Origin of the sequence: Pedobacter ginsengisoli, from assembly GCF_002736205.1 — a bacterium.
GTDB classification, from domain to species: domain Bacteria; phylum Bacteroidota; class Bacteroidia; order Sphingobacteriales; family Sphingobacteriaceae; genus Pedobacter; species Pedobacter ginsengisoli_A.
On the sequence record NZ_CP024091.1, the window covers coordinates 208855 to 233086 of the forward strand.

The 24232-nt window shown below is 38.4% G+C and carries 15 protein-coding genes and 1 tRNA gene; 5 read left to right on the plus strand and 11 right to left on the minus strand.

Features of this window, described 5'->3' with window-relative positions:
* Positions 1-47: 47 nt before the first annotated feature.
* Positions 48-1538, plus strand: a complete 1491-nt coding sequence (locus CPT03_RS00825; RefSeq protein ID WP_099437069.1) for an alpha-amylase — start codon at positions 48-50, stop codon at positions 1536-1538.
* On the opposite strand, the gene CPT03_RS00830 is transcribed toward CPT03_RS00825, so the two are convergent.
* A complete protein-coding gene (locus tag CPT03_RS00830) occupies positions 1535-2803 on the minus strand; it encodes a DUF5103 domain-containing protein (protein ID WP_099437070.1) in 1269 nt (422 codons plus the stop codon). The two genes, CPT03_RS00825 and CPT03_RS00830, sit on opposite strands and share 4 nt — an antisense overlap.
* Positions 2800-4728, minus strand: coding sequence for an ABC-F family ATP-binding cassette domain-containing protein (locus CPT03_RS00835; protein ID WP_099437071.1), 1929 nt, complete (start codon positions 4726-4728; stop codon positions 2800-2802). Before CPT03_RS00835 ends, CPT03_RS00830 begins: the two co-directional genes overlap by 4 nt.
* Before the next feature lie 39 nt (positions 4729-4767).
* On the opposite strand from CPT03_RS00835, the gene CPT03_RS00840 reads away from it, so the two are divergent.
* Positions 4768-5805, plus strand: a complete 1038-nt coding sequence (locus tag CPT03_RS00840; RefSeq protein WP_099440956.1) for a quinone-dependent dihydroorotate dehydrogenase — start codon at positions 4768-4770, stop codon at positions 5803-5805.
* A 329-nt stretch (positions 5806-6134) separates the two neighbouring features.
* Here the strand turns inward: CPT03_RS00840 and CPT03_RS00845 are convergent, their stop codons facing one another.
* The 4 genes from CPT03_RS00845 to CPT03_RS00860 all read right to left on the minus strand — a co-directional run bounded on the left by CPT03_RS00845 (position 6135) and on the right by CPT03_RS00860 (position 8922).
* Positions 6135-7670 (minus strand): IS1182 family transposase, encoded by a 1536-nt coding sequence (locus tag CPT03_RS00845; RefSeq protein WP_099437072.1) that lies wholly within the window; start codon positions 7668-7670, stop codon positions 6135-6137.
* A gap of 174 nt (positions 7671-7844) precedes the next feature.
* The gene (locus tag CPT03_RS00850; protein ID WP_099437073.1) at positions 7845-8021 is read right to left on the minus strand and encodes a spore protein; all 177 of its coding nucleotides are present in this window, start codon (positions 8019-8021) and stop codon (positions 7845-7847) included.
* A gap of 31 nt (positions 8022-8052) precedes the next feature.
* A tRNA-Cys gene (locus tag CPT03_RS00855) sits at positions 8053-8123 on the minus strand.
* A gap of 49 nt (positions 8124-8172) precedes the next feature.
* A complete protein-coding gene (locus tag CPT03_RS00860; protein WP_099437074.1) occupies positions 8173-8922 on the minus strand; it encodes a TrmH family RNA methyltransferase in 750 nt (249 codons plus the stop codon).
* Between CPT03_RS00860 and CPT03_RS00865 the strand changes: the two genes are divergently transcribed.
* Positions 8913-11306, plus strand: coding sequence for a BamA/TamA family outer membrane protein (locus tag CPT03_RS00865; RefSeq protein ID WP_099437075.1), 2394 nt, complete (start codon positions 8913-8915; stop codon positions 11304-11306). The genes CPT03_RS00860 and CPT03_RS00865 overlap by 10 nt on opposite strands.
* A 9-nt stretch (positions 11307-11315) precedes the next feature.
* On the opposite strand, the gene CPT03_RS00870 is transcribed toward CPT03_RS00865, so the two are convergent.
* The 4 genes from CPT03_RS00870 to CPT03_RS00885 are packed head-to-tail and all read right to left on the minus strand — an operon-like array spanning position 11316 to position 17691.
* On the minus strand, positions 11316-11846 hold the full coding sequence (locus tag CPT03_RS00870) for a hypothetical protein (protein ID WP_099437076.1): 531 nt from the start codon (positions 11844-11846) through the stop codon (positions 11316-11318).
* On the minus strand, positions 11843-14173 hold the full coding sequence (locus CPT03_RS00875; RefSeq protein WP_099437077.1) for a patatin-like phospholipase family protein: 2331 nt from the start codon (positions 14171-14173) through the stop codon (positions 11843-11845). Before CPT03_RS00875 ends, CPT03_RS00870 begins: the two co-directional genes overlap by 4 nt.
* 46 nt (positions 14174-14219) lie before the next feature.
* Positions 14220-14693: a TspO/MBR family protein gene (locus CPT03_RS00880; RefSeq protein WP_099437078.1), complete on the minus strand. Its 474-nt coding sequence runs from the start codon at positions 14691-14693 to the stop codon at positions 14220-14222.
* 13 nt (positions 14694-14706) lie between these two features.
* Positions 14707-17691, minus strand: coding sequence for a glycoside hydrolase domain-containing protein (locus CPT03_RS00885; protein ID WP_099437079.1), 2985 nt, complete (start codon positions 17689-17691; stop codon positions 14707-14709).
* Between the two features lie 134 nt (positions 17692-17825).
* Here CPT03_RS00885 and CPT03_RS00890 point away from each other — a divergent pair, with 134 nt between their 5' ends.
* Together CPT03_RS00890 and CPT03_RS00895 are read left to right on the plus strand one after the other, a co-directional pair.
* Positions 17826-19073 carry a cystathionine gamma-synthase family protein gene (locus tag CPT03_RS00890; protein WP_099437080.1) on the plus strand — a complete coding sequence of 416 codons (1248 nt, stop codon included), beginning with the start codon at positions 17826-17828 and terminating at the stop codon, positions 19071-19073.
* 21 nt (positions 19074-19094) lie between these two features.
* Positions 19095-21449, plus strand: a complete 2355-nt coding sequence (locus CPT03_RS00895) for a TonB-dependent receptor (RefSeq protein WP_099437081.1) — start codon at positions 19095-19097, stop codon at positions 21447-21449.
* Positions 21450-21617: 168 nt separating this feature from the next.
* On the opposite strand, the gene CPT03_RS00900 is transcribed toward CPT03_RS00895, so the two are convergent.
* Positions 21618-24224 carry a c-type cytochrome gene (locus CPT03_RS00900; RefSeq protein WP_099437082.1) on the minus strand — a complete coding sequence of 869 codons (2607 nt, stop codon included), beginning with the start codon at positions 24222-24224 and terminating at the stop codon, positions 21618-21620.
* Positions 24225-24232 lie beyond the last annotated feature (8 nt).

Below are 24232 nucleotides of genomic sequence, written 5' to 3' on the forward strand. Positions count from 1 at the left end.
TAATTCGGTAAATAAGAAACAAAAGATCTTCACGTTATTGTAGATGCATGAAAAATCAAACGCTGATACAATACTTTCACTGGTATTATCGTGAAGACGTAAAACTATGGGTTAGAGTTGCCGAAGAAGTTCCAACATTTGTTGATCTCGGAATTACAGGGCTCTGGTTACCACCAGCCTATAAAGCTACTTCTGGAGATATTTCAGTAGGTTACGACCCATACGATTTGTTTGACCTTGGAGAATTTAACCAGAAAGATTGCGTAGCCACCAAATATGGAACTAAAGATGAATACCTGAATGCAATAAGCCTACTAAAAGCTAATGGTATAGGAACTATTGCCGATGTAGTGCTTAATCATAAGGCTGGCGGAGATGAGCTGGAAAAGATAAAAGTGCGTAAAGTAAATGAGCAGAACCGCAAAGAATTTATTTCTCCTGTTATAGAAATAGAGGCCTGGACCAAATTTACATTTCCCGGCAGGCAAGGCAAATACTCAACTTTTATTTGGGATTACCGCTGTTTCAGCGGGCTCGATTTTGCCGCCAACCTAAAGGAAGAAGGCATTTTTTCTATTCAGAATGAATTTGGAGAAGGCTGGGAAGATGTGCCTTCAAAGGAACATGGTAATTACGATTACCTGATGTTTAACGATATAGAATCAAGAAATCCGGCAGTAAGACAAGAGCTCAAAGAATGGGGAGAATGGTATTATAATACCTGTGGTATGGATGGCTTTAGGATGGATGCCGTTAAACACATCTCTCATAAGTTTTTAAATGAATGGATAGATCATATGAGAAATACCTTTAACAAGGATTTCTTCATCGTAGGCGAGAATTGGGTAGTTGATAATGTAGCATATCTTCAAAATTATATAGAAATTACTGAAGGCCGGATGAAGCTTTTCGATTCCATATTGCACCAAAACTTCTATGTAGCAGGTAAGCAAGGCGAAACATTCGATCTTAGCAAAATTTTTGAAGGAACACTTACGCAGATAAACCCATATTTGTCAATCACATTTGTTGATAATCATGATTCGCAACCATTGCAGGCACTGGAATCATTTGTTGAGCCTTGGTTTCGCCCATTAGCGTACACACTTATTCTTTTACGAGAGCAGGGGATGCCATGTTTATTCTATCCTGATCTTTATGGCTGTGCTTATAAAGACAAAGACCATAATGGAAATGAAATAGAAATAGAGCTTTCGGCAGTGTTTGAATTACCTAAGCTATGTGCCGCTCGTAAAGATCTTTCTTATGGTATTCAACGTGATTACCTGGACCATCCGAACTGCATAGGATGGATAAGAGAAGGTGCCGATGAAAACCCAGGTTCAGGTATTGCTGTATTAATGTGCAATAGTGTTGCGGCCAGTAAAAAAATGGAAATGGGGCTTAAACACGCAAATAAAACCTTTATAGATATGCTTGGTAATGTGGCGGAACAGGTTGTAGTAAATGAAGATGGATGGGCGGTGTTTACTTGTGCCCAGAAAAGTGTTTCAGTTTGGGTATTAAAAGCTGATTAGCGTTTTACACTGCCAACATTTGAGTATCCAATAAGTTCTTCCCAGCGCATACCCGGTTTTTTATAATAAGCAAATACCTGGTAAGTATTTAGGGTCTCAAAAAATGAACCTTCAAAAACTGCCTGATCAATTTTTCCGGTATCCTTATTTAACCAAACATACTTATAGTCATAAAGCCCCTGTTTAAGCAATATATTGCCATAAAAACGCTTTCTAGAGGAATCGAAACTAAGCTTGCTGGCTTCGTTTAAAATATAGTTGTTAAACCTGCCGGTAACATATACATCGCCATTAGGGGTAGGTGGCACGGCATTTAAGGTAAACATCACATTTGCGTAATCACCTTCAGTTGGGTCATCACTACCTTCTTTATTTCTGATAAAGAAACTGCCGTTTTCATCAATCAAATTGCTGTATTTTGCTTTGCTGGTATTGATGTCCTGAAAAAGTATAACACTGGTTGTGGTGTCTTTAATAATATCCTGCACATTGTCTCCTTTGTAGCGTAAGCTGCGGATATCAAACTTTCTGAATTCATTGCCCGCAACAAAGTCATTGCTATTTAACTCATTGTAAGCCAACGACCCAGGTCTGATAAAGTTTGGTTTAGTATTTAAAACTGCCGTTTGCGGATTTCCGTTCTGCATCACTATCGCCTTCAAATCAGTATAGGGATTCTGAATAGGCATTTGATGTAAAATAGTAAAGTTAATTTTCTGGTTGCTAAAACGTAACGAAACCTGCGAACTGGCAACCACATCTACGCCAATATTAACCAAATTATCTACCACATAAAACTGTTGGGAAATTACCGGTTTTTGCTGATTGCCGTCCTCATAAACCTTTAAAATATAGTTGCCCGAAATTTTAGGGCGAATCTGAGTATTTGGTAACGTCAGTTGGTAGTGTGTGTATTTCTGGATGGTACCAAAGGAATATTTGTAATCTGTTATTCTATCCTCGCTTAAACTTTCCAGATAATCAATGGTAGATAAGCGCGACGATTTCCAGTCCGAAGTACAATGTTCAACCGTATACCAGTAATTTTTACTTCCGGCATTGAGGTCGTCAAATGAAAACACCAGACGCTCATTAGATTTTAGAGCAATTACCGGTAACGATTGTTCTTTTTGCGCGTTGTAACACTGTACCGTTTTTATTTGAGGCAGGTACACCTTGTTTTCGTATACAAATTGCTGCTGTTGTGCAACAGCGATTTGTATAGTTAACAGCAGCAAAAAAAATAATCCTGCGGGTTTTATCATTTACTTTCCAGTTCCATTATTTCAGAAGCCAGGTCTTCCCATGTATTCTGGGCAGTATCCAGCTTATGTTTGGCAGCTAAATATTTCTTATTTGTTTCGGCAAGTTTGCCAGCGTCCGAATAAACTGCTTCATCTGCAATTTCAGCTTCAACAGCTTTAACGTCCAATTCAAAAGCGGCAATCTCAACCTCAATCTTTTTCAGTTGGTCGTTTAGTTTTTTAAGCTGCTGCAAACTGTTTGGTGTAACAGGTTGCTTTTCTTCAATAGCTTTTTTAACCTCTTTTACCTCTTTATCTGGCCTTACCGGAACAGTGCTAGGTTTTGCAGGAGGTCTTTTGCTATTCCATTCTTCGTATTCAGCATAAGTGCCCGGATATTCTTTAATATCCTTGTCTTCTATAAACCAGATTTTATTGGCAACATTATCTAAGAAATATCTATCATGAGATACTGCAATAAAAGTACCTTCATACTGTTGCAATGCCTGAATAAGGATATTTACAGATTGGATGTCGAGGTGGTTGGTAGGCTCATCCAGAATCAGGAAGTTGGAGTCGGTTGTTAGCGATTTGGCCAAAGCAACTCTCGATTTTTCTCCCCCTGATAATACGCGGATCTTTTTGAACACATCATCACCGGTAAAAAGGAAACATCCCAATATACCACGCAATTCTGTATCTGTATGTTTAGGAGCAAAAGCTTGCAGCTCCTCAAGAATACTGTTGTCAAGATGCAACGATTCCAATTGATGCTGCGCAAAAAAGGTAGTAGTAACATTATGGCCTGTTTCGCATTTGCCGGTATAGCCTTCAGCTCCGGCAATAATTCTAAGCAAGGTCGATTTACCCTTGCCATTAGCACCAATCAGGGCAATTTTATCACCTTTCTCAATTACGCCTTCTGCGTTTTCAAGAATATCTACATTGGGATAGCTTTTTGTAGCACCCTCAATTCTAACAACATGACGGCCAGAAGGTTTAGAGAACTTAAATTGAAAATTTACAGTAGGGTTGTCATCATCAACATCCTCCACACGTTCCATTCTGTCCAAAGCTTTCATTCTGGACTGAGCCATCTTAGCTTTAGAAGCCTTTGCTTTAAAGCGTTCAATTAAGCGCTCTTCCTGCTTAATTTTAGCCTGCTGATTTTTGAATTCTCCTTTTTGAATTTCACCACGTAAAGCTTTTTCTTCAAGGTAGAAGCTGTAATTACCGGCATAAGAAGTTAGTTTTCCTTTGCGCGATTCAACAGTTTTATTTACCACCTTATCTAAAAAGTACCTATCGTGAGAAACAATTACAATAGCACCTTCAAAACCTACAAGATAAGTTTCCAGCCATTTAATAGATGGTAAATCCATGTGGTTGGTAGGCTCATCCAGAAGTAGAATGTCTGGAGTTTGCAATAGAATTTTGGCAAGCATAACACGCATACGCCAACCTCCCGAAAAAGTATTTAACGGCCTTAACTGATCTTGTGTACTAAAACCCAGACCAGCTAAAATCTCATTAGCCCTGTATTCTATATTATATCCATCTAAAGCTTCAAATTCCTGTTGCTTATCACTCAGTTTATTTAAAACTTCTTCAGAATAATCTGTTTCTATTTTTTTAAGCAGTTCCTCAATTTCATCATGCAATTGGTTTTGGCGTTCAAAAGCCTCCATTGCAACATGTAATATACTATGGTGAGAATCGTAAGAAAGTAAATCCTGGTTTAAGTAGCCTATTTTTAAGTCTTTAGACATAGAAACAGTACCTGAAGAAGGAGCATACTCACCTACAATTATTTTTAAAAGAGTAGATTTTCCTGTTCCATTTGCACCAATTAGCCCAACCCGGTCGCCTGGTTTAATGTGCCAGTTTGCCTCATCATACAGCGCTCTGGAGCCAATTAGAAATGTTAAGTCGTTTATCGAAATCATGTGGCTGCAAAAATACAAACAAATTCCTATCTTCGTCCCATGTACCGTTTAATTAAGCCTATATTTTTTAAATTTGACCCAGAGGAAGTGCATTATTTCGTTGTGAAACGACTGAAATGGTTTCACGATCACTTTCCGCTTGGCCAGACTATCCTTAGAGGTAGTTTTGATGTTAACATTAAAGGGCTTGAACGCGAAGTTTTTGGTATTAAATTTAAAAATCCGGTAGGTCTGGCTGCTGGCTTCGATAAAAACGGAGAATATATTGAAGCATTAAGCGATTTGGGTTTCGGATTTATCGAAGTAGGTACTGTAACGCCTTTGCCGCAACCAGGTAACGATAAGCCAAGGATGTTCCGTTTGGAAGATGATAGCGCTATCATAAACCGCATGGGTTTTAATAATAAAGGGGTTGATACCCTTGCTGAAAGGCTTAGGTTATTAAAAGCCGCTAACAGCGATATTGTTGTAGGTGGTAACATCGGTAAAAATAAAAATACCCCCAATGAGGATGCCATAAGTGATTACATAAAATGTTTTGACCGCTTATTTGATGTGGTTGATTATTTTGTAGTGAACGTGAGTTCTCCAAATACTCCCGGGTTAAGGGCTTTACAGGAAAAAGAACCCTTGATGGAGCTGTTAAATACTTTACAGCAACGCAATAATAAAAATAACGTGAGCAGACCAATTCTGCTTAAAATAGCTCCCGATCTTACCAATGAGCAATTGGACGATATTGTTGAGATTGTGATGTCGACAGGTATAGCAGGAGTTATCGCTACCAATACTACTATAGATAGAAGCACATTGCAAAGCCCCGAGCCACTTAAAAGCGAAATGGGTGGTTTAAGCGGTAAGCCGTTAACACAGCGGTCGGTAGAAGTAGTTAGATATCTGGCTGTCAAATCGAACAAAGCATTTCCAATAATTGGAGTGGGAGGAATTCATTCTCCTAAAGATGCTCAGGATATGCTGGATGCAGGTGCTTCGTTAGTGCAGTTGTATACCGGTTTCATTTATGAAGGGCCCGGTTTAATCAAAAGAATCTGCAAAGAGCTAGTTAAAGCAAGTTAAATTATTTCTTGATAAGATAGGGATCTGGTGTAAATTGATATCGGGTTCGAATGCCTGCACGTTTTTTGGGTCGTAAGACCAGTGTGAGTCCACGTTTTTACTGGGAAAAGGTGGACTCACCGTGGACTCACCGTGGACTTACACTAAAGAACTTCTAATTAAAGCAGCACTGAAAAAGCACAAAGTAATGGGTATAAAAAAGAGGCCGTATCATTAATCAAACGATGATACGGCTTCCTTTTTTGTTTATTGTGAGATCCGTTCTGAGTATTTCCTTACTATACCTTTTTTCTTTGAATATTTCTTGATGCGTACAAAAACCAGCTCTCTTAAGCTGCTTTTTTCCTTATGTTTTGTGCAATTGCCAATAATCCCCATTCTATTTCTACTTTTTGCTTACCTCTGAGCATGAATCGGCGGAACCCGTGGTTCTGTTTGATATTGGCAAAAACAGGTTCTACATCATGACATCGTTTCTTTCTGTGACTGATGCCTCGCTCTGTATTGAGTAGCTGATGTGCTTTTTGCTTATGTCTTTGGAGATTTTCATTGATTTCTATCAAGCGGTCGTCTTTGGATTTGTGGCAAGCACCGTTTAGTGGGCAATTGTTGCAATTTTTGGCTTGATATCGCCTGACTTGCTGCTGGAATCCGCTTGTGGTACGTTTTTTAACTATTCCCACAAATTCCATGCTTTGTCCCATTGGACAGATGTAAGCATCTTTTTGTTCATGATAAAAAAGCTGATTTGCAGCAAAAGGATATTTTTGATTATAGTGTACATTTTGTTGTTTATCAAACATGTTAAACTTAACGAAAGACTCCACCTGTTTTTGCTCCAACAGGGCATAATTCTCTTCTGATCCATAACCGGCGTCAGCAGTAAGGGTCTTTGGGGGACGATTGAAACTATTTTCATGTTGCTCCAGGTGTGATTTTAAAGTTAAGGTGTCTGTAGGATTGGAGTGAATGGTGTAGTTGACAATAAACTGGTTTGAAGTGGATATCTGCACATTATAAGCGGGTTTGAGCTGTCCGTTACGCATATGATCTTCTTTCATTCTCATAAAAGTAGCATCCGGATCGCTCTTGCTGTAGCTATTGCGCTGGGCGAGTATTTCTTCCTGATGCTTATACTTGGCGATAGCTTCGGGATAGTTTTTAGTGAGGTAATGGAGCTTTGCTTTGGTCTTTTTATCAACCTGATCATTGTTAGCCAGTACTTCATTGAGTTTATCAACCGCTGCCTGGATGCTTTCCGGACTTACTATTTTGGCTGTAGGCGGTTCAGGTAATAAATCTTCTACCGTAGCCACACTCTGGGCGTAGTTCCAGATTTCATCCAACTGCTTTTGCATCTTCGCTTTATTGGTCTGAATGGATTTTTTCCAGACAAAAGTGTACTTGTTGGCATTGGCCTCAATTTTGGTTCCATCGGTATAAACTTCATCAATACTTAGTAGTCCTTCTTCGGCCAGATATTTAACCACTTCCTCAAATACACTGCGCAGGGCATGTTTTAAGCGGACACCCCGAAATCGGTTGATCGTATTGTGATCCGGTTTACTCATGCCGCTCAACCACATGAAAGGAACATTTTCCCGGCAAGCTATGGCCAGCTTTCTACTGGAATACGTATTGGTCACATAGCCGTAGACCAAAACTTTTAAAAGTAATATCGGATGATAATTGGACGCACCTCTGATGTGGTAAGCATTCAACAAAGGTTCTACATTGATCACATTAATAATCTTGTCGACAAGTCTTACAGTATGATCTGCTGGAATCAACTCATCGAAAGTAGGCGGAAACGCCATGAGCTGATGTTGATAATAGGGCTTAAAAACGGGTTTCTTATTGGCCATATTCACTACTGATTTATATCATAAATATATGAAAATCAATAAGTTAAACCAAATTTAATACTAAAAAAAACAACTTAAATTGTTAATAATCAAGACTATAGAAATACTGGTAAACGTAAAAGAGCCCGTATCACGATTTATGATACGGGCTCCTTATTTTCTTTTAGAAAAAACTTATGCTTTTGCAGTAAGTTTATCTAAGATCGCGTTGTTTTTAGCTAACTGATCTTTTGTAGATTGACGTGAACGGCTACCTAATTCAATGTTAGTAGCAAGTTTTAAGTTTTTCACATCTAACTTTGCGAAAGTTTTATTTCTTCTGTCTTTTCTTTTTAATCTTGTAACTGCCATGTTAATCTTTTTTAATTTATTATAAATCTTGAGGTCGAGAGCGGATTCGAACCGCTGTAGGAGGTTTTGCAGACCTCTGCCTAGCCACTCGGCCACTCGACCCTATTCAAATTCAGGCTGCAAAAATAGTAAATAATACTTACTATGCAATTTATTTCTGCAAATTTCTAATAATATCTGCACAAAGAATTGCTGCTGATATCGCAACGTTCAAAGACTCAGCCTCTCCAACCCTTGGTATTGTTACCGGATTGGTAATTAAATTTATTATTTCAGGTGTTATCCCTTGTCCTTCGTTACCCAAAATTACTATACCTTCTGTTCCCCATTTTGTTTCATAAATACTTGTGCCATCCAGAACAGCTCCAAAAATGGGCACCTTAGCATCTTTTAAGAAAGCAGAAAGATCTTCATAATAAATATTTACCCTGCTAAGCGAGCCCATGGTTGCCTGTACTGTTTTTGGGTTATAAACCTCAACAGTGTTGTTAGAACATATGATTTGTTTAAATCCAAACCAATCGGCAGTGCGGATAATTGTTCCCAGATTACCAGGGTCCTGAACTCCATCCAGCACTAAAGAAAATGTCCCTTTCAAGCTACTTATATCAAGGTTGCGGCTTTTAGGAATGTGCACAAGCGCAAGCACGCCCTGTGGTGTTTGTAAAGTACTAATCTTATCCAGTTCGGCGTTGTTTACTTCAAATAACTTTATATTTGCAGGCAAATTGGGCAGTAAAGACTGATATTGAGCCAGATAATAAATGCTATGTATTTGGTATGAAGATTGAATAAATTCTACAATAGATTTTATACCTTCAATAATAAATATCCCATTTTCTTTACGGTACTTTTTTTGATGTAACGATTTTATATAACCTATCTGAGATTTTGAAAGCATACTATAATAATAAAAGGAATGTCCATTTTCATGCAATATTACTATTTATTCTTGTTTTTGTTACGGGATGCTCGTCAACAAAATATATTGCGGACTACCAGTCTATTGTTAAGAATGTAAAAATAGACAGTATAGATAAAGCTTTCGAGGAAGAAGCACTCAATTATATTCAAAAAGACATCAGGCCAACATCAACCGTTGGTATCAATGTTATTATTTATAACATGTTCAATACCAAAAATGGTCGTTATAAAACTTCTAATATAAAACCACTTGGTACGCCACCACCGATTCTTGATAGTGCTTTGGTTGAGATTTCGCGCAGTCAGATAGAGAAATTTCTGATGAGTAAGGGCTATTTTATGGCAAAAGTAAAATCAGAGATAAAGGTTAAAAACAAACGCGCCGATGTTTTTTTTAAGGCAAATCCTGGCCCTGTTTTTCAGATCAATAAAATAAAGTTCGAGATTCCTGATGAGCTTGTTAGTAAGTTTTATATGGAAAGCAGAGCTGTGCAGACCTACCTGAAAGAGGGAATGAGGTATGATGATGATTCTTTGGCTCATGAACGTGACCGGATTTATACGGTGATGAAAGAGAGGGGATATTTCGATTTTGCAAGGCCTTATGTAAAATATGAGGTTGATTCAAACTTAAATTCGAGCAAGGCTAATGTTACTTTGATTATTGATAACCCTCAGGATAAGCCCAAACATGAGCAATTTTTTATTGGTGAGGCTAATGTAATTATAGCTCCAAATTCAGATGGTTTCCCTGATACGCTTAATATGAACGATAGGGTTTTTAAGGGATTAAGGTATACCGATCTCTCTAAAAAATTTAGAAGAAATCCAATAGTACGGTATAATTTTCTTCACCAGGGTGAGTATTATAATATTTATAATGAGAATCTTACCTACGATCGTATGTATGAGCTTAATGTTTTTAAAAATGTTAAGATAGATTATAACAGGCCAAAGGATAGTGCTAATAAAGTGTTCCCGGTTATTCAGTTAATTCCTCAAAAAATTATGAGTAACCGTGTTGAGGGCGAGGTGCCCTTTAATGCAGGTACGGTTGGTTTCACTTTGTCAAATACGTACACCAACAATAATCTGTTTCGTGGTGCGGAACGATTTGAATTTCAGGTTAAAGGGGGGTTGCAATCCAGAATAGGACAGGGTAATTCGCTGTTTAAGGATATTTATCAGCGCGATTTTTCTATTAGCGCCAACTTAACTGTTCCGAGGTTAATGTTGCCATTTATTACTGCCCGACCTGGCCGAAGAGGCGGGATGCCGCATACCATATTCTCTACCAGTTATGTATATGCACAACAAAAAAGCTTTTTTGAACGACATGTTTTTCTTACTTCATTAACTTATGAGTTTGTTGAATCGAAATCGAAATATCATTCTGTTACCCCTTTAAATTTTGAATACAGGTTTGGCGGGCTTCTTTTTGATATTAATGATCCGACTAACGGGGAAGAGCTATTTAAGAATTTTTATAATCTTGTTTTGTTAAACAGGAGAGATATTACCCTTGGTATTAAATACACTTATTCTCTTAATGCCGATAAGCTGTTAACAAATGGAAGCTTTATTTATTTTAGAGGTAGCATGGATTTAGCCGGCAATATGCTGCAACTGGCAACAAGTATTGCAGGCGATAAGCCTAATTTGGCCGAAGATAAATATGCTAAAGTTTTCGGCTTACCGTTTAACCAGTATATGCGGCCGGAACTTGATTTGCGCTGGTATAAAAGCCTTGGTGGTGATAAACAGTTTGTTGCCCGTGTAAACAGTGGAATTGGTTATGCTTATGGTAATTCTAAATCGGTTCCGTTTGAGAAGTTGTTTTTTGCAGGTGGTTCAAGCGGTATAAGGGCATGGCAGGCCAGAACATTGGGGCCTGGAAATTACGACAGGGGAAAAGAGCTTACTTCTGATAGTGTAAGGAGAGCATTATATGGGCTCGACCAGCTTGGAGAGTTGCATATTGAAGCAAACTTAGAATATAGGTATAAGTTGCTGAACAAGTTCTTTGGAGCCAAATTAAAGGGGGCTATATTTTTGGATGCAGGTAATGTATGGAATGTTACCAGAACAGGTACACCATCAACCTATTTCGATTTCAAAAAGCTGGGTAAACAGATTGCTGTGGGTACTGGTATGGGTTTCAGGTATGATGTTCAATACTTTGTATTCAGGTTTGATGTGGGGTTAAAACTTAAAGATCCGCAGTTCGAAGGTTCAGATCAATGGATGTTTAAACGGTTCTTTACCGGAAATAAAACATTTAAAGACAACTACTATCTTACCCATAGCCCGGAAAGGTATCGCTTTGTTCAATACAACTTTGGTATAGGAATGCCTTTTTAAACGTACTGTTTAAAACAATCGTTTTAAGCCATCAAATATAGTTTCGAAGAAAGTTGATAGGTTTAAGCCGTTACTGTGATTGAAATAGATAAATATTAAAAGAATAATCACCGCGGCTATAATAAACTTTCTGAATGCAAAGGCCAAAAAGATAATCAGAGCCGGAAATAATACCAGCCACATGCTGTTAATTACGTATGGAGTTAGGGTACCATCCTTTTTATGAACATACAAAAGCTTGCTGTGTGTACCGGTGTCATTCTGATGTTTTATATATACAAATGCAGAGCGTTCAAGCTGTAATGGTAATACTCCTACACCGTCACTAAATTTAATAGATTGCGTAAATCCGCTTACGCTAAAGGTATAGGTGCCGTTTATTTTTTCTATAGGTATATCTAATGAATCAGCAGCTATAATAGCAAGCTTGCTGTTTTTAAGCAGGCTCTCTTTAACTATAAAATTATTGATATCAGCATTTTGAGCATAGCCGGAAACACATATTACTAACAACAAAATCAACAGGTATATTCTTCTCATTCTATAGATCTTTTATTGTAAATCAGATACCCCAAATGTAATAAAACCCCATTTCTTTTTATTGGGTCATCGTACAAATTGTAACTAAAGCTTATTGGGCCAACCGGGGTGTGGTATACCAGCCCCGCAGTAGCGGCATATTGCCATCTGGTAAGTGGTTTCATGCGGTCTATTCCCTGAAAACCTATCTTCTCAAACTTCTGATATGGTAAAAATACATAACCTTCAAGTCGTAGATCAAGATTTCTTTTAATGCTGTATACGTTCTTAATACCTCCTGCAAGATAACTTGTCGCCCTAAAGTTTTCTAAAAATACAGATCTGCTATCTTGTAATGGATAAAATGTTGGCGATGCCAGCAGGGTAGAGTAGTAATTAGAAAACAAAGGCTGGTTTGATAGCACGGCTTCGAGCAGATAACCTAAAGCATATTTAGGCTTTGTAATAAAGTAATTTTCATCACTTACTTTTAAATTGAACCATTGGCGGTATTTTCTATTTACTTCGGTTTTACTGGCGGTAAGCTCTGCCGATTCAGTTAGTCCGTCTGTAATATTACCTGGTGTATAGCTCTCTCTGCCAGAAAAATAATTTAGGCTTAACAGGAAGTTGCGACCTCTGGTAGCATACTGTTTTCGGTTAAAGGTGTACTGTTCAAAAGCAAAGGTTGATCTGGATGCACTGAATACAGTTTTGTCTAATTGATTGCCTACTTCGAATGTGTTATTTGGGCTATACCTGTCGTAGTTATTAATAAAGGCAGTGTTTAGCGTTACTTTGGTATTGCGGTTTAGCGGAAAGCCGATCTTTAAATCAATTTTTCTATCTGTTTGCTCAATATATGTAGGATGGGGGTTCTCAATAAAGATGGAACTGGTTTTGTAATAATCAAAGTGATTGTAGGTCATTTCCATTGCCAGGAACAACGGAAGCCGCGAAGGATAATCAACCCTTCCGCTTAATTGTACGGATTCATAAAAACGTCCTGAATATAGATTAGTGCCAAAAGTGTACGATTTTTGGTTTAAGTAGTTGTACTGCATTCCAAGAAATACATTGCTGATTGGCCTGCTTGACATATTGCCTCCAAAATCTATTTTAAAACTTTTTTGTGGTTTGGCAACTATTTCAAAGTTATAGCTGTCTGAAACCGGGTTATAGGTTATTTTGGGATAAATGGTTTCGAAAGTTTCATCGGCAACCAATTTATAATAGCCTTGTTTAATGTCTTCGAGGTCAAAGGTGTTCTGATCTCTTTTAAAAAGACGCTCTATGTACTTTTTTTGCTGGGTATTTACTCCCGATACAGTTATTCCACTAAAAACAAGGTTGGGTTTTTTATTGTTGAACTGTGTTCTTTTGATCATCAAATCTCCTGTAGTTACCCGTCTGCTTATTTTTTTCTTAATCTGGTCCATATCGGCAATGGTTGCATCGTAGCCTTGCTTTATTAATGCTTCTACAGGGTTAAAATTGGTTACAGAATACCCGCTTAGGTTGGGCTGGATATAAATTCCATTAGGGCCAATAAGTGTTGAGTCTGATTTAGAGAGAAACATGAAAACCATGAGGCGGTTCATTAGCCGCTCATCGTTATTTTTAGGGTATTCGTTAAAGTTTTTTGATGATACATTAGAGCCAATGATAATGTCTGGATTAAAAGTTTCCTTCATTACATCGGCCGGAAAGTTATTATACAAACCGCCATCAAAAACATACTTATCGTCTAATTTAATAGGCCGGTAAATAAGTGGTACAGTCATGGTTGCCCTAACGGCATCGCTTAAACTGCCTTTTTTTACGGTTATACTATTTTGCGACAATACATCTGATACCATGCAACGGTAGGGAACAAACAGATTGTCGAAGTTGTCTTTTGAAATAGCCGATGCCTGTGCAAAGAGTTCTAACAGGGCAAAGTTTAAAGGGATGTCATTAACAAGGTTAGATCTGAAATTGAACCTTAAATTAGAGTCAACCGAAAGCTTTGCCGTAATTATTGAAGGGTTAATGTTTTTCTTTTGGAAGAAGAAGCTATAATCGCTTTTGTATCTTCCGCTTACCCAATTCTGAAAATCGCTGCTTAAAGCTATTTTCTCTATTTGTGTTGGTGAATAGCCGGCGGCATACATAGCACCAACAATGCCTCCCATTGATGTTCCTGTAATGTAATCAATAGGGATATTGTTTTCTTCAAGCGCTTTTAATATGCCTATGTGAGCAAGGCCCTTGGCACCACCACCACTTAATACTAATCCTACTTTTTGCGCATTTACATTTAATGCACTTATAAACAGAACCAGAATGAGCAGTATTCTTATAAGCATAGCATGCTAAAAATAAGAGTTTTATTTCACAAAGCTATCTCATTAGTTAGTTTAACGAAAATATGCTATAGGTTAAAATAGTAGCAAAGCTAACCCATAAAATATATGGGATGAATAGTAGACCTGCGGTTTTGTCAATTTTATAGAATACCCTTGCGTTTATAATGATGGCAATAAGCAAGGCGATAATTTCAAAAAACGCTAATCCAATTTCATGTGCATAAAAGAAAAGAAAAGACCACATTACATTTAAAACAAGTTGTAATAAATATATAGCAGCAGTACGGGAGAAATGTTCAACTTCCTTTCTTTTTAACCAAATCAGATAGGCCGAAACCCCCATTAAAATGTAGAGGGTTGTCCATACCGGAGCAAATATCCAGTTCGGTGGATTAAACGAGGGTTTATTTAGGGTTAAGTACCATGTTTTAACATACTGAGAGGTAAACCATCCGCCGATAGCACCCATAGCTAAAGGAATAGCAATACTAATAATAAAGGCAAATGGTTTAAATCTCATATTTTGTTAAATGTTAATTTTCTTTAACAACAATCATCCAGCCTTTGTTTTTTGTTACCGGTATTTCTTCAGTAGCAGAGAAAGTTTTAGCGGGTTGAAAGTTTTTAATGGCAGGAGCTGTTATTGTAGCTTTTGCTGGATCAATTCCTAACGCCTTCCAGTCTATGTTTAACTTTATTTTTGTGTCTTCTTTGGCCCAGCTTGCAAGCGCTATCAGAGCACTTTTATCTTTCTTGTAAATGGTTGCAATTACATCGGGATTATTGGTTTTAACCGGATTGTTTTCTACCCAGTATCCAATCATTTTTGTTCCCTGCATTCCAAAATCATCCCATGCTTTCCATATTGCCCTTGGGTCTGCACCGTCGCTCCATGGCATGCGGTTAGTCATTCCATAAACCATTCCACGCCATGCATTACCACCGTCTTGTAACATTTCGCCCATTAGTCCGAATGGTATACCTGAGGATTCTGTTAAAAAGAAATCAGGTGTGTTTTTTTCGTAATCGAAATACTCACCAAACCATAAACGGTTTAGATAAGGGAAATGCTCCATGTATAGGTTTGCACTGTTGTTAAAGCCGTCGCTTTTATTGTATTGGTTTGCCGAGTGCAGGTCTATAATGCCAGGATGCCCGTTTTGAGTAAGTACACTTTTTACACGTTTCATTGTGGTCCTGTCAAAAGCTACATCATCCAGGTAAAGACCATCAATTCCTACATTGTTAACCAGCCAGTTCATACCTTCAACATAGTAATTATGCCAGCGGCTCATTCCACTATTAACAACGGCTGCGTCTTTTATTTCGGGTACATACCAGGCAGCTATGTAGTCATCGCCAAGGTGCTCCTGTAGCCATGAATAGCCACCGCCTTTACCTGGTGAATAAACTTCGTGACCAAGGCTGCGCAGTGGAAATGTTTCGTATGCACTGTTTGATAATTCGCGGACAGTATTATAGATTTTAACTTTAAGCCCTTTTGAATGCGCTTCATCAATATATGTTCTCATTTCCTTGTGGGCAATAAAAGGATAGTTGATGAAAGGATTAATAGGGGTGGCATGGTGTATGTTTATTAATGTTGCACCTGTAGCTTTAATGGTGTCAATGTTATTGTATTTATGGTAAAAGCGGTTGCTCCATTGAAAATCTGTATTGATTGGATGGAAAGGAGTAATTAGCAATGTGAAGTTGTAATATAGGGTGTCACCTTTTTTCATCAGGCGTTCTCCGCTGTAGTTATCGGCCAGAATGGCCTGTCCTTTTTTACCAATTTTAATTCCACCCTTACCTTCGTTACCCCATGATGTTGGCAACAATAAGGGCTTTTGTAAATAGAAATTTGTGTTTAAAGGGCGCACATAATGATTGTCTCTTAACGAGTATTGTAAACCTGCGTTTACATCACCTATCCATGCACCATCCTGATTTTTGTTGGCCACATCCCATTTCCAGTTTAAGGAATCGGGACGGTAACCCCCTTTTTGACCAAGCCCCATCATGTATTTAGATGCGGAAGGACTAAAAGGTAGATGCAGACTAATGTTATTGAGCTTAATGTTATTTACAGCAATGAACTTAACCGTGTATGATACAAAACCGTCGAATTCAATGGAGGCGTTTACCTCCATATTTAAACTATCTGACGTACTTTTTGAAGTCCATTTTGCAATGCCCGGTTGTTTATCAGTAAAGGTAACTTCGGTAGTTTTAAATTTAATATCCTTATTGTCTGGTTTGGTTACATGAAAATGAACCGGCTCGGTAAGGATGTTTTTTGGAGTGGCAGATATTTCTGTCATTTCCGGGGTAAAAAATGTTTGTATCTGGGCAGGTAAACCGTCCTGATTAATTGTAAACTTTCTGCCTAGCAGAGAAATGATTTTTTCGTTTATAACAAGAGGAATGTAAGGTGCAATAACTTCATTTTTCTCGGCCATGGTTGAGTTTAACCATTTAAGACGTGTTTGTTTTTGAGGTTCATTTATACCTCCGTCGGCTAAAACTGTATTGTTTACTGTTATCGCAATTTGGATAGTTGTACTGGCCGAACCTTTGGCGCTTACTGTTGCTGTACCTGTATAAGTACCTGTTGCAATGTCTTTAGGGATATCGGCAAGTATCCATAAAGCCTGGACTTTGTTTTTTGCTACGTTTACAGTTTTATGAAGCGGACTGCCATCCCAGTTAATACCATCTGTGTTTAAACAAGAAAATGCTTTTGATGAAATGGTTTTTCCTGCTTTATTTTTTAGGGCGCTAAAAGTAACTTTAACATCATTTAAGTCTTTTTTAACGGGATAGATACCAAGTTGATAGGTGTAGTTTTCTCCTTTAGATGCTGTTCCCGAGAAGGTGTTCTTTAGTCCTTTTGTGATCCATAACTGAGGCAGATCGTTCTGCATTTTTATAGGATTGGTTCTGTCTTCAGTAAAAACAAGATAGTCTTTTTGCGGATGCTGTTTTATCAGGTTTTTAGTTTCTGCGGCAGTTGCAATTACTTCCATAGGGTAGAAACTGCTCATTGCATTAATGGCCTCTATGCGTACAAGTTTAGCTGTTATAGCATTTGCGGTTGATTTTGGCCATTGGTTATTGCCTGCCTGTGCTTTTCTGTACTGGGCATTTGGATAGTTAGAACGTCCTTCTACCTGGTATGGCATGTAATAAACATAATAAGTGCCAGGTCCGGATGTTGGTTCAAAATATATGGTGCCTTGTTCTCTATTGATGTTTGCGGCTTTTACATTTGTAATTCTGCTGTTGGTTTTAGCATCAACTACCCAAATATCTTTAAGCTCCGGGTGGGTATCTCTTCTTCGCCATTCGATAGTTGCTTTTGCTACATTGCCTGCTCCGCTTACCGTTATTACGGCCCTATGGTTCCCCAGAGAATCCGGATTCCAACTGTCGTTTCCGGTACCATATTTTATTTGTTGAGCGCTAACTCCTGTAATCAGGAATAAGATGAAAATGAGTACTAATGATGGTTTCATTGTGTGTTTTAGATTTACTGGTAAAAGTAACCATTCTGTAAATAGGGTGGTAATATTTCAGATTTCCTATGGAAAACGTCTTTTTTTTAAAATAAAAGATGGAAGTTTGTTTTCTTGAATAAAATTAAGTTTAAATGAGCAATAAAAAAGGATTTACAACCACCATACTTCATTCAGACCGACTTTTGAAACCAGAATTCGGTGCATTACATCAACCTGTTCATAACGCAGTAACCTGGGGATACGACGATGTTCAGGGATTGGTAAATGTTTTTCAAAACAAAACCAAGGGCTATGCTTATTCCCGTCAGGGTAATCCAACAACAGCAGCACTGGAGCACAAGGTAACACAAATGGAGCAAGGCTTAGCCTCTGTTTCTTTTGCAACAGGAATGGCTGCTATTTCTTCTACCATACTTGCTTTAATAAAGGCAGGAGATCATATTATTGCAAGTTCATACCTTTTTGGTAACACCAGAAGTATTATGCAGACTTATATGGATATGGGGCTGGAAATTTCTTTTGTTGATGCAACAGATGTTCAGAACATTAAAAATGCTTATCAGGAAAACACCCGAATGGTGTTTGTAGAGACCATAGCAAATCCTGCTACACAGGTATCTGATCTTGGCGCCATTGGCGATTTTTGTGAAGATAAAAAGTTAATCTATGTAGTGGATAATACTATGACATCGCCTTACCTGTTCCGTCCGGTTGCAGTAAAGGCCAGTTTGGTTATCAACTCACTTACTAAATATATTGGAGGCCACGGTAATGCCTTAGGTGGCAGTGTAACTGATACCGGTTTGTTTAACTGGCTTAACTTTCCTAACATTGCACCGATAATCCGCGAGCAGATCCGTCCGGAAATGCAGGGGCTTACTCAAATAAGAAAAAGAGGATTGCGTGATGGTGGAGGTACACTTGCTCCGGAGGCAGCACACAGTATTTCTGTAGGTTCTGAAACCATTGCTTTAAGGTTAGAGCGTGCTTGTAGTAATGCAGCTGCACTTGCCGAATTCCTTGATAATCATCCTTTAATTAGTAAAGTTTATTATCCAGGATTGAAAAGCCATCCTCAACATGAGCTTGCATCAAATCTGTTCCATCGTTATGGCGGATTAATGAGTTTTGCACTTGTTGATGGCATTGATTGCTTTAAGTTCCTGAATGAACTTAAACTGGTTATTAAATCAAGTAATCTTGGTGATACCCGCACGCTTGCCATTCCTGTTGCTCATACCATATTCTTTGAATTAGGTAAAGAAAGACGTGATGAAATGGGGATTCCTGATTCTATGGTTAGATTGTCTGTAGGTATTGAAGATCAAGAAGATCTTATTGCAGATTTCAGCGCTGCTTTTGAGGCTGTTGCCAATTAATAATTGTACAATAGAAATAGAATGAATAGAATAATAGCGTGCTTGTGTTTAAGCATTTTTATCAGTTTTGCAGCGAATGCACAACAGAGTAAGGTTTCAGGAACGGTTAAAGACGCTAAAGGAATTCCTGTTGTTGCAGTGACAGTACAGGTATTAAATACAAACTTAAGTACTGTTACAAATTTAACCGGAGCTTTTGAACTTGTTAATGTCCCTTCGGGTAAAGTAAGTTTAAGATTTAGTGCTGTTGGTTACGCAGCGATAAATAAAACGGTAGCTGATGATAACAGGGTACTGAATATTACTTTAGAAGATGCAGGCCTGAAATTAGATGAGGTAGTTGTTTCTGCACAGAAAACAGAAGAGAATGTTCAGAATATACCATCCGGTATCTCTGTTTTTTCGTCAGCAAAAGTTAACGATTACAGGATACAAAACACAAGAGATTTGTCGGCTATTGTTCCAAATCTTTACAGCAGTAACCCTGGCGATGGACGGAATGTAACCTCGATAAGAGGTATTGGTACAACTTCTTACGACCCGGCGGTGGCTACTTATATTGATGGGGTAAACCAATTTGGTTTAGATACCTATATTTCTTCTCTGTTTGATGTAGAAAGGATAGAGGTGTTACGTGGTCCTCGGGGCACTTTGTATGGCAGAAATGCAATGGGTGGCGTAATTAACATTATTACCAAAAAGCCTTCAAATTATACTACCGGGTTTGCTGGTGTTGATTTCGGAAATTATGGTCAGCAGCGTTATAGCGCCGGGATTAGAACTGCCTTAATTAAGGATAAGTTATTTTTTGGTGCAGCGGGTCTGGTTAACAGACAAAACGGATTTTATACCAATGAGTTTAATAATAAAAAGTTTGATCGTTTGCATGGTTACCTGGGTAATTACTATCTGAAGTTTCAAGGCAGCTCAAAGTTTGATTTAACTTTAAATGTTAAGCATAATGAGAACCGTAATGATGGCACATTCCCATTGGTAGCTTCTGTTGAAGACGCATTAAGTAAGCCGTTTAAGGTAAGTCAAAATACGCTAACTACCATGGTTGATAACCTGTTTAATGCTTCGCTGTCTGCAAATTATGCTGGTGATGCTTTTAATTTTACTTCCCAAAGTGCTTATCAATCTAATTATAGGTATTATGATAAACCAATAGACAGTGATTTCTCACCAATAGATGGAATTTCCCTGATCAATAATTACGGTAAGGATTGGAATAAAATAGAAGTATTAACTCAGGAGTTTAAATTCAGCTCTCCTTCGTCATCAGATTCAAAATTTAAGTGGGTTGGAGGTGTGTATGGCTTTTACCAGAAAAATCCGGTAAAACAGGGATTGTCTTTTGGTGAGGATGCAGAAATGGTTGGATCTGTACCGGGGCTTGGTATCCTAAGTGTTAACAAGGGGAAAAGTTTTGGGTTGGCCGCTTTTGGGCAGGCTAGCTATGCAATAACTGATGAATTAATGGCAACTGCGGGTTTACGTTATGATTATGAGCATAAAAAGCAAGGTGTTTATGGGGAAATGTCAATGCCGGGAGAAGATCAACCAATAGTTGAACAAAAAGATACCAGTGCAACTGCCAGCTTCAAGGCACTATCTCCTAAAGTTAGCCTTGCCTATTTGTTTGTGCCTGATCATAGTCTTTATGCAACGTATAGCAGAGGTTTTCGTGCAGGAGGCCTTACACAAATAGGTTCCGACAGAACTGCAAAACCTTTAGTGGCATATAAGCCGGAATATGGCAATAATATAGAAGTTGGATCTAAAAATACTTTTTTTGATCAGCGCCTGAGTCTTAATGTTGCCGCCTTTTATGTTAGACTTACAGATGCACAAATACCTGTGCTGATCTTGCCGGATGCAATAACAATAACCAGAAACGCTGGAAAGTTGACCAGTAAAGGTATTGAGGTTGAGCTTTCGGCCAAACCGGTTAAAGGACTAAGTGTTGATTATAACTTTGGTTATACTGATGCAAAATATAAGTCATTGAGTTTGCCCGTAGACAACAAGGTAGTAAATTTTGATGGTAATAAACAGATTTACACACCAGATTTAACCTCATTGCTTGCTTTGCAGTATGGCTATCAAATTGAGAGTGTTAATAAGCTGAATTTAATTGCTCGCGGCGAGTGGGCATATACAGGGGATCAGTTTTTTGACCTTCAGAACAGATTTGAGCAAAAGGGCTATCATTTGTTTAATGCAAAAGTTGGTGTTTCTAATAAGAGATTTGATCTGTTTTTCTGGGGAAGAAATCTGGGTGATAAAGCCTATGTAGATTATGTTTATGATTTTGGAGCTGCCCATCTGGGGAACCCAAAAACATATGGGATTTCACTTGCTGGAAGGTTTTAATGCGTTCGTCACCATCATATCCGTCATCTCAAAGATAGGAGAGATGACGAGTATACAGGAAATAGGAATGCACATGAAGGATATAAGCTAAAAACAAAAACAAAAAAGAGGGGTGTACTTGCAATTGAAGTACACCCCTCTTTTTGTAAAGGTTTTTTTGAATAATTCTTATTTCTTTTGCTGAGAAAGGAAAGTAACAAGTGAAGCAAGTTCATCGTACGATAATGAATTGGCTAAACCTGCAGGCATCATTGATGAATCCATTTCTTTACGTGATAAAATATCGCTTGCTTTAATAGTGAAAACTTCGCCAGCAATATTACGCATTACAACCTTAGCAGCTGTTTCTTCAGTAATAAAGCCCATGTAAGTTTTATCGCCTTTAGCAGAGATCATTACAGTAGCAAATCCTTGAGAAATTGAAGCACTTGGTTTAAGGATAGACTCAGCAATTTGCTCGCGGTTCATAATAGAACCGATCTGACCCATAAAAGGACCTTTCATTTTTTCGCCTTTGCTAATGCTATGACAAGCAATACATCCCTGACGGGTAAATAATGCTTTACCTTTAACCGGATCTCCTTCTAATTTATTGATAGCTAATAATACATCTTCGATAGATGATTTACCAACTTGTCCTTTTTGATTTTTGATCTTTTCAAGGTCTACTTTAGGCTCTTCGGCAGCAGCAACTTTTTCTTCGGTAGCAAATGCTGGAATTTCCATACGGTTACGTGCATCAAGATCTACAAAAAATTGTTTGCCGTTAGCATCTGCTTTTTCCCATTCTCCTTTTAAGAATTTCTCGATAGCAGGAGAAGCTGCCCAAACAACACCTTTGTAATATGGACCATGAGAATCTGGTCTTGTTCCCCACCACCATGAAGCATCGTAAGCATCTTCTTTTTTGTAAAGACGAGCTAAGGTGATCAGAATTTGTTTTTTTAACTTCTCATCTTTTGATTGCTGATAAGCATTAATTAAACCATCAACCGCTTTTTGATCATGCATATAACGTAAAGTCCATAATGCAATGGTTGAGTTTTCGCCATTAATGGCAGCTACAGTAGCATCAACAGCGTTAAGGCTTACCAATGCCTGAACCGCAAGGTGAGGTAACACAATAGCTGAATTAGGTGTAGCATGAGGGCCTTCAACGTCTTTAGCTGGTTCTACAAATGATGCAGGAACTTTAGTTTGCAATAGGGCAGAAGCAGTTTCTAGATGGCCTAAACGACCTAATCCAATTGCTGCAACAGCTTGAACACGTGGCGAGGCGTCTTTAAGACCTGCTAAAAAAGGCTCAGTTGGAACGTTCTGCACGTTGTTTTTACGATCTGCAAGAGTTTTTAAAGCAAATTCTCTCATCGCATCTTCTTTGGTGAATTCTAACAAAGTAGGGATTCCGTCTACTCCGGCGGCTTGTGCGTAAGTATAGATACCTGCAACACGTACAACAAGAGGAAGTTTTTTATCAGACGCTACTTTTAAAGCGGTGGCAGTAGCTTGTTTACTAGAACGAGCAATTAATTCCTGCGATGCGCTTAAACGTGCTACAGCACTTGCTGATTTAAGTAACTCTGCAAGTTGTTTAACAGAGGCTTTGGCCACATTTGGAAACGCTTTGTAAGTCCAGTTGTTTGGTACTGCCCGAACTACATAACCTTTGCTTGGGCTACCAGAATAACCTGCGCCATCCCATGCAGCAAGATAAAGTCTGCCTGATCCATCAACATCCAAATCTGTGATTTGAGGAAGCTTGATAAACTCCTCTTCTTTTTGGGTAAAAGTAGGTCCATCAGGTGTAACCCTATGGATATACAACATGCTTCTTCCCCAATCAGCCATCATTGGGACGTTGTTGTATTTTTCAGGCCAGTTTGGTTCGCTCATATATAAAGCACCAGTACCAGAACCTCCACCAACATCTACTAAAGCTGGTAATATCTCGTCGGTAAAGTGCTGGAATAAAACAGGGTATCCGTATTCTCCAGATTGGATAAAGTGAGAAAAGCGAACATTCCATCCACCACCATCATTGGTGTTTTCTCTTGTGAAAACATTCATAAACGGATCAATAGCAACATCATAAACGTTACGTGTTCCATGCATAAATATTTCCATTTCAGTTCCATCAGGACGTACGCGGACAATACCACCACCCAACATGGTTAGCTTTTTGCCTGAACGGTCTGTAGCATTGTGGAACCCGAAATCGCCTACTGAAATGTAAATCCAGCCATCAATACCCATTCTAATTCCATTGGTAGCATGGTCTGTTCCACGTTCCTGGATGTACTTAGTGTTACTTAGGTGTTCAATAAGTGGTTTTGCAGGGCCATCAGCCTTTCCATCGCCATCTTTATCTTCAAAAACTACCAGGGCCATTCCTGTAGCTTTTTTTGTTTCTTTAGAAAAGGTGGTATGTAATACAAAAACTTTGTCGCCTTGTGCAATGATACCGCGAGGGTTATCAACCATTGCAAATTCAACGTGCTGGTCCATTTTGCCATCATTATCCTTATCAATAAGTTTAAGAATGCGGCCTTTGTCTGGATCTTTACCTAATGATCCAATCATATCAACACCAACAAATACTTCGCCTGTTGCAGCAACAGCCAAACAAGCCGGACTTGGGGTAACATCAGGTCCGGCAAATGGAGTAATTGTTAATTCAGGTGGGTCAAAAGAGGTGGCTTTTGGTTCGCCAAAGAAGCTTTTTATTCCCAGAAATATAACAAGGGAATAAATAAGACTTAAAGAAAATTTAATCATTTGTGTAC